Source organism: Moraxella sp. TY6 (genome assembly GCF_048551375.1).
Classification (GTDB): domain Bacteria; phylum Pseudomonadota; class Gammaproteobacteria; order Pseudomonadales; family Moraxellaceae; genus Faucicola.
The window spans coordinates 1-8,093 of sequence record NZ_JBLYZJ010000027.1; the positions used below are offsets into that span (position 1 = coordinate 1).

An 8,093-nucleotide genomic window follows, 5' to 3' on the forward strand; every position below is an offset into this window, starting at 1 on the left:
TTCTGTCCGTCTTGATACATGAAACAATCTTTGCTAACTACTCCGCTTTTTCCCTTTTTCTCATAATTGTGTTTTACCCCTGTCCGATTATCTACTAAAGACACACCTGCCCTATACGCACTGGCGGCAACTGACGAACGCCCTTCACTGCGTTTTATCGGTTTAGTCTCAAGATAGAAAATTGCCATTGTAATTTTTTCCTAGTTTCGGTTTTAGTTTTTGGGTATTTGGTCTTTTAGGTCGCCCCGCTTTTTGAGTAATAAAAATAGGGGCGGGGGTCGTAGGGGTATCCCCTGCCGAAATTGAGTTATAAAAATCTGTAGCGATAGCGGAATGGTTTTTGTAACTCGTAATTTCGCCCTTCGGGGAAAACGCCCCATCGCTTTATTATGCAGTATGCGTATTGGCTTGACAATATGCGATACGAAATAATAACAGATGGGGGCGTTTTCTTGCTTTTGCTTAGTGACTGGTGGTGATATGATAAGGCTTTTATTAGCTATAGGTGATTTAAAAATGGATAACCAACAACAACCACAGCCACAACAAAATGCACCAATTGAAACCGCAGATACTGGCGATAGTTTAATAGTTACGCCACAGTCTCAAACGGTTGCTAAAAAGCAAGCTGAAATAGCACGGCTTAAACAATTAGAGAATAAAGCCCAAACTGCTATTAAGGTTGTAATTGGTGGGGCGGTCTTGTCTTATGCTAGTAAAAATTCAAACTTTGCTAGAACGCTTGTGGAAATTTTAGATAAAACCGTTACTCGTGATAATGACCTTAAACGCATAAACGCCACCCTTGATAACTTGAGAAAGAAAGCAGGGCTACCACTAAAGCAAGCACAGACAATGCAAAACATCGCCCAATCACAACCCATGCAACAAAATTAAGCAATCGGTAAGTCTGCTTGCTTCTTAGTGCGTGTTTTTTTGGTTAGTTCGTCTTTGTTGTTTTCGATAACACGCTTTAGTTCTCTATTCTCTGTCTCTAGGCTTGCTAACTTCTCGGTTAGCAATTCTACCTTACCTGCTTGTTTGTAGAGTTCAACCAGTTGGGCGTTTAATTCGTCCTTTTCCCTGCTTGCCTTTTTCTCGATGAATGATAATTCATTCTCAAGTTCACTTATCCGCTCGTCCTTAGCTTTTGATTGATTGTTAGCATTAACAAGGTCGCTTTGGATAACGTCAAGCTGTGCCGACAGGTCATCATTCGATGTCTGTAGCTGATTAATGATTTGTGTAAGTTCACTATTTAACTCGCCAAGGCGATTAGCAAGTAGGTCGTTAAACGTATTGGTAAGTTTTGATAGTTCGCTGTCTTTCAAAACGATACGGCTTTTAAACGCTTGTTGCTGGCGTTCTGACATGATTTCGCTACGGTATTTTTGAACGGTGGCATTGCTACCGCCGACAATCGCTAGAATGTTGGCATTGGTGGGGTTGTCGCCCCTGCTTTCGATTTGCTCAATAGCGGTTAATACGTCATTTTTGGTAACTGCCATTAGAGATACTCCATTAGTGTACGATACTGTACCGTATTATAATACGGTACAGTATCGTACACAATAGAAAATATTGTCCTAAATGGGGTCAGCACAGAATTGTCAAATACCGTCTAGAAGTACATGGCTATAATTGCTGAAGTGTCCTAATAACCTTGCAATCAGTGACAGTACCTTGACTTGAACAATCTATCGATTCTAAAAACGATTTAATTTGGGTTAATTCGCCCATTTTTTTCTCAATCTGCTTAAGATGGTCTTTTACCAATATATCTGCCATCTCACAATTATTCGTTGGATTTTGCTTTAATTCCCTTAACTGTTTAATTTCATCGATACTAAAACCGATTGAACGACAGGTGCGAATAAAATTTAACTCATCTACTGTCGTTGGCGTGAAATAACGATAGCCATTTTCGCCTCGACTTGCCTTTTCAATTAGCCTTATCTTTTCATAATACCGAATTGTCTCAAGATTGATGTGTGACAATTGACTTAGCTGACTAATCGTATAATGCTTCATACCCTACTCAATGAATGATACCTTAAAAATATGCCTTGACCCTGTAGTAACTACAGGGTTTATAGTATAGCCCATCTTAGCTAAATTAAATACCGAAGGTGGAAACTATGGCTAAAAATTGTGGTTGTCATTCTGATGATTCAGTACCTAGCGTATTATCACAAAATACTTGCGATAGTGACGAAACGACTAACGAGTTACTTGAAGAAGAAAAAAGTACGCTACAGACATTCTTGCCGATGCTTATTTCTTTGATATTGTTAATTCTTGGTCTGTGCTTAGATTATTGGCTTAAACCCGCTTGGTTTCATGATTGGATAAGATTTGTCTTATATGGGTTAGCTTATTTACCTGTTGGCATACCTGTCATTAAAGAAGCGATTGAAGGGATAACGTCAGGCGATTGGTTTTCAGAATTTTTTTTAATGGCGATTGCGACTATCGGGGCATTTGCGATTGGTGAATATCCCGAAGGGGTGGCTGTTATGCTGTTTTATAGCATTGGGGAAATTTTTCAATCAATGGCGGTACAGCGTGCCAAAGGTAATATTAAAGCCTTGCTAGACCAACGTCCCGATGAAGTAACTGTCATAGACCATCACCAACCGACTACCGTCAAAGCTGTGAATGTGGGTGTGGGTCAAATTGTTCAGCTAAAAGCAGGGGAAAAGTTGGCACTAGATGGGATATTGCTATCGGACAATGGCTCATTTAACACATCGGCTTTGACAGGGGAAAGTAAACCCGCTACCAAACATCAAGGTGATGTGGTGTTGGCAGGGATGATTAATTTACAAACTGTCGTGCAAATCAAGACAACAGCGGCTTATCAAGATTCTAAACTCTCTAAAATTCTTGCTCTTGTCCAAGATGCCACCCGACAAAAAGCCCCAACTGAGCTGTTTATCAGTAAGTTTGCTAAGATTTATACGCCAATCGTGGTTGCGTTGGCAATCGCTATCACGCTTTTGCCTTACTTCTTTGTGCCTAATTATGTATTTAGCATTTGGCTATATCGGGCATTGGTATTTTTAGTCATTTCATGCCCATGTGCGTTGGTGATTTCGATTCCGCTTGGCTACTTTGGCGGTATTGGGGCAGGTAGTCGCAATGGGATATTATTCAAAGGCAGTAATTTTTTAGACACTTTAGCAAGCATTGACAATGTGGTGATGGATAAAACAGGGACAATGACAGAAGGGGTATTCAAGGTTCAAGAAATAACCATTGAACCTGCCTTTGACCCGCATCTTATCTTGACCTATCTCAATGCCATCGAAAGTAAGTCCACTCACCCCATCGCTACGGCAGTACATGAGTATGTTGGTCAAGTTGATAACACCGTTACCCTAACGAATGTAAAAGAGATTGCAGGACATGGCTTAACCGCTGATATTGAAGGGCAATCGTTTTTGGCAGGTAATGTAAAGCTGTTGGATAAATTTGGTATTTCATACCCCAATGCAGTCATGCAAAGTATTGATACGGTTATTCTCATGGCATATGGGGGTCAATATGCGGGGTTTGTGACCATTGCTGACCAAATCAAGGCGGATGCTTTTTCCACCATTGACACATTAAAACAGCTTGGCGTAACAACTACAATGTTAAGTGGTGATAAAACTGCTGTTGTGAAGTCAGTTGCCGATACTCTACACATCGAGCGATATTTTGGTGATTTATTACCTGAAGACAAAGTAGCCCATCTAAAAGCTATCAAAAAACTGCCGTCTAATAAAACCCACAAAACTCAAACTGTGGCATTTGTGGGGGATGGGGTCAATGATGCCCCTGTGATTGCCTTGAGTGATGTCGGTATTGCGATGGGTGGTTTAGGTAGTGATGCCACGATTGAAACTGCGGATGTGGTCATTCAAGATGATAAACCGTCCAAAATTCCAATGGCAATCAATATTGGTAAACAAACCCGCAAAATCGTTTGGCAGAATATTACCTTGGCATTTGTGGTCAAAGCCATTGTTTTGCTATTAGGTGCAGGGGGCATTGCCACTATGTGGGAAGCTGTTTTTGCAGATGTGGGGGTGGCTTTATTAGCGATTATCAATGCGATGCGGATTCAATACATGAATTTTGTAAATATACGCTAATGCTCAATGGCATCAAGAAAAATCGAACCATTTGGTTATGCTATGGTTTAACTAAGGTCAGCACAGAATTTCAACTATACTATAGTGATAACTCAAAATAGCCTAAGCAGCCAAAGCACCCCCTTCGGGGCTATTAACTGATTGGACGGCACTTTCCCTTTTTTTAGTCAGCGTTTTTTGCTGAAAATACCCCAGTTTCTCAATGTTTTTGGGCTTACACCTAGGGTATCTGCGATTACTTTGTTTTTAAGCCCTTGGGCGTGCATTGCTTGTGCTTGCTCTCTTTTAGGCTCATAACTGTCTGACCGTGCTTGACCGCCTTTGCTGTTCGCTCCAAGGGCATTAGCTACTTTAGCCCCTTTTTTACCTTGTTCGCTCTGAAATGCTAAAAAACGTTCACTATATTTACCATTTAATCTAGTTTTACAGTATTTCGTGATACTGCGTGCGATTGTGCATAGCTCGTTATATGGCAACGGCTCGCTAAAACGCTTGTTATATTCTTCGCATTTTTCAAGTATGAGATTAAATAAACTATCCCAATCCATCGATGAGTAGGGATATGCTTGATGCCTTACGTTCTCAAAGATTTCATGGTTACGCCCCTCATACATTACATCATCATTCGCTTGTTTTAATTCGCTTGCTTTAGTTTGGCGTTTAAACAACTCGGCTCTATATTCCCATAGGTCGCATTTGTCTATGAGCTGTGCAAGGGTGTAAGGCTCTGCACCGCCTACATAGACATTGTGTGATTTGTGCAGGGGGTTTTTCATTCTCGCTTGGTTAAACGATGTATCTGCTTGCAATAATTCACTCATTGCACCGTGTACCAGTTTGAATTTTTCGATAATGCCTATGTTTGAGTTTGAATAGACAGTAAAGGGAATTTTCAAAAAATAGACGTATTGACAGCTATTTTTGACAGGATTTGCAATGATGATATGCGGTGGCAATAGTCCACAATCTCGCCATGCTTGAAACGCCCATCGCCCTGCGATTTCGTCAATGTCAAAGACAAGGGCAAAATGTTTGTTGTGAAAAGGGTGAACGTGTGAATAGCAGTTAGCATAGTGTTTGGGGCGTATCAGCGTTTGACCGTCTTTGCATTCTGCAAAGTAGGGTTTGTCGGGTAATTCATCATAGAAACGCTGTAAATGCTCATATTCTTGCCATCGTGATGTGTCAGCTAGCACAAAATCATAGGCATTCTGTGGCTTTCTGAATTTGGGTGCTTTGGTGCGGTCTGTTTTGTATGCTATGCCGTCATAAATGGTTACTCCGTGTTGTTCAAGTATTCGTTTTGGTATGTCTATGCCCTTTGCCAACAACCGCATGATATGGCGTTGCCAATAGTCCTGTGGTATCCATCCGAACGCTATACACTTGTTAATGGCATCTGTATAAAGATAGTTTGGGCTGTTTTTTGAGACAAAACGATAGTAGTTGGCAATGATTTTTTGCCATCGTTGATGGTTTTTCTCATCGAGAAGATGAATATTATTATGAATAAAACGGCTATCAATCCGTTTTATGGGGGGTGGGGTATAAGTTCTCTTATTGCTTTTTTGTAAAAGTTTCATTGGTTAGCCTTGCACAACGCAAGGCAAAACCCTAAAATATATAGAGTAATACCCTGTGAAGTGTCTAAAAACTGTTCTGCGACGAACATTAAAGTTATTTCACAGTCGAGCCCTCAAAGTGTCTAGCTTTGGGGGCTTAACCTTTTGAGAGACGTTTTTTTTGCCGTTGGCAAAATTTCGTCTCACGTGGCTTTTATAATATGTCGATTTTTTGGCTTGTAAATAATAATTGTGTTAATGTGTAGTATGTTTTTTGCAATTTGTTACTTATTATCTTATTGTGTTTTTTTAATACCAATACTTTCTTGGGTTCTAATTTTAAACTACTGTTTCATACAATAATTCTGATTATTGATATCTCGACACTTATTCCTATCAACACGCAAATATAAATTACCATCTTCCCATGCTGAGAAATTAGTTCTCAAGGCTTGGTTCATGTAGTTAAGCTGTTGCTGTTGCTGTGTAATTCGATAATCTTGGTTTTGGATAGTTTGGTTACGCTCTCTAATTTCGCTCTGTAGCGGTGTATTCACACGATAAGTCACAACCCCTATAATCGTAAGAGCAATCGTATAGAACACGCACCACCCAAACGCCATGAGCCATTTAGGGCGACTTGCTACTTGTTCCCTGTACTCGTCCAACTCTGCAATCGCTTGCCCTGCACCATGTTGAATATTGGCATTGAGCTGTTTAACATTCCTTACGCCCTGCTCTAACTCATTCCTAATAGCAACCAAAAAATTATTAATATCATTATTGGCTTTGTCTAGCCCTTTCCCTACGCCCTGCTGAACGGCTAACTGCACACGCTCGGCAAGCTGTTTTTCTAGCAAGTCGGTTTCATCTGCTTTGAGTTTAGCTATCAAATCTGCAAAACTATTGATGTTTCGAGTAGCGATATTATTAGCCTGTAGCAAGGCTTGGGCGTTTCGCTCGATACTGGCGTTTTGACTAGCCACATATTGAGAAACGCCCTGCTTTAACTCACTAGCCACCAATTCATTAACCGCCTGTTTGGTGGTCTCGCTAACAATCCCCTGCAAATCAATATCAGCCAGTTTATCAAGGGCATTATCTAGCTTGTCATTGCGTGCCTGTTCGCCCTGCTCTAACTTATCGGCTAGGCTAATTAAACGCTCTAATACAGCGTTTGTCCTTTCCTGCTGTTCTTTTGCCTGTTTGATGAGTGCAAATAGCATTTCTTCCTGTTCGCTTGGCTCATCGTCATCAGGCTCATAATAATCATCGTTATAATCGGTCATGGACTAAACCCCCTGCTATTTCTGTTTTCGTATTCTTGTTGCTCTCTAGCAATTTCGGCTAACCGTGCTTGCTCTGCCTGCCGTTGTTGTTCTAATCGTGCTTGTTTGGCTAACTCGGCTTGGCGTTGTTGTTCTAATCTCTCTAACCGTTCACGCTCGGCTTTCTCGGCTAATCGTTGTTCATGCTGTTGCATTCTCTGCTCAAATTTAGATAAAGCCTGTTCGCCCCTTTGGTCTATCTGCCGTTCTTTTTCCTGCTTTTGTTCCCACCGTGCCATTCTTTCTTCAAGGGATAATTTGGGCTTGGTAGGTTTACCAATACTCGGCTTGGGTAGTTGCCCCTGCGGTTGTGGTGGCGTTGGTGAAGTCTGCAAACGGCTTTCAACAATGATTTCTTGCTCAAGGTCGTAAATTGTTTTCTCGATATATTCTTCCATCGTGCCTTGCCAATTTTCACGATTGGCTTTTTCAACAAGGCGGTTATAGTCGCCCTTTCTTGTGGCTATGCCGTTGCGTTCGTTCTCGCTTGCCCTTGCCCCCAATTTAACAGTAGGCAATTTATGAACGCCCTGCTCTCGATAACTGCGACAATCTATCCTTTCTTCAATTCCTGCCATCGCTAAATGATGGTTGGTAATAACTTCCCATTCTTTACGCAAACTCTTAATTTGGTCTTGGGTTAATGGCAAGCCCTGCTTTTTGAGTTCCTTGTTTTCTTTCTCAAGGATAGTTTTATCACCCAAAACAATTTGCCCATTTTCAAATTTGGCGTTTCGAGTAGTAATTAAAATATGGGCGTGATGGTTTCGGTTATCGCCTTTCTTGTCGGGTAAATGTATCGCCCAATCAATCGCCACCTTATAACGTTTGGCGATGGTTTCGCTAAATTCTCTAACGATGGTTTCCCGCTGTTTGGGGTTAAGTTCAAAAGGCAAATTGGCGATAAAGTCACGCCCTGTTCTGCCGTCTTTACGTTTTTCGGATTGTTCGGCTGTGTTCCATAATTCGCCCCTATCAAGTTGAATTTTCTGTCCGTCTTGATACATGAAACAATCTTTGCTAACTACTCCGCTTTTTCCCTTTTTCTCATAATTGTGTTTTAC

8 protein-coding genes are annotated in these 8,093 nt (G+C 41.0%); 2 read left to right on the forward strand and 6 right to left on the reverse strand.

The features are described from left to right. A partial coding sequence (locus ACK1U4_RS11900; RefSeq protein WP_419421673.1) for a MobA/MobL family protein occupies positions 1-188 on the reverse strand: 188 nt, incomplete at its 3' end. Positions 189-516: 328 nt separating this feature from the next. Between ACK1U4_RS11900 and ACK1U4_RS11905 the strand changes: the two genes are divergently transcribed. Then, on the forward strand, positions 517-897 hold the full coding sequence (locus tag ACK1U4_RS11905; protein ID WP_419401970.1) for a hypothetical protein: 381 nt from the start codon (positions 517-519) through the stop codon (positions 895-897). Here ACK1U4_RS11905 and ACK1U4_RS11910 read toward each other — a convergent pair. Next, positions 894-1,508, reverse strand: coding sequence for a hypothetical protein (locus ACK1U4_RS11910; RefSeq protein ID WP_419401969.1), 615 nt, complete (start codon positions 1,506-1,508; stop codon positions 894-896). The genes ACK1U4_RS11905 and ACK1U4_RS11910 overlap by 4 nt on opposite strands. 127 nt (positions 1,509-1,635) lie before the next feature. Next, a complete protein-coding gene (locus tag ACK1U4_RS11915; RefSeq protein ID WP_419401968.1) occupies positions 1,636-2,031 on the reverse strand; it encodes a MerR family transcriptional regulator in 396 nt (131 codons plus the stop codon). Between the two features lie 107 nt (positions 2,032-2,138). Between ACK1U4_RS11915 and ACK1U4_RS11920 the strand changes: the two genes are divergently transcribed. Then, the gene (locus ACK1U4_RS11920) at positions 2,139-4,139 is read left to right on the forward strand and encodes a heavy metal translocating P-type ATPase (RefSeq protein WP_419401967.1); all 2,001 of its coding nucleotides are present in this window, start codon (positions 2,139-2,141) and stop codon (positions 4,137-4,139) included. Between the two features lie 167 nt (positions 4,140-4,306). Here ACK1U4_RS11920 and ACK1U4_RS11925 read toward each other — a convergent pair whose 3' ends face one another. The 3 genes from ACK1U4_RS11925 to ACK1U4_RS11935 all read right to left on the reverse strand — a co-directional run. Then, positions 4,307-5,722 (reverse strand): replication initiation protein, encoded by a 1,416-nt coding sequence (locus ACK1U4_RS11925; RefSeq protein ID WP_419401966.1) that lies wholly within the window; start codon positions 5,720-5,722, stop codon positions 4,307-4,309. 323 nt (positions 5,723-6,045) lie between these two features. Continuing rightward, positions 6,046-6,990 carry a hypothetical protein gene (locus ACK1U4_RS11930; protein WP_419401965.1) on the reverse strand — a complete coding sequence of 315 codons (945 nt, stop codon included), beginning with the start codon at positions 6,988-6,990 and terminating at the stop codon, positions 6,046-6,048. Next, positions 6,987-8,093: MobA/MobL family protein (locus ACK1U4_RS11935; protein ID WP_419421674.1), on the reverse strand; the 1,107-nt coding region annotated here is incomplete at its 5' end. The genes ACK1U4_RS11935 and ACK1U4_RS11930, both read right to left, overlap by 4 nt.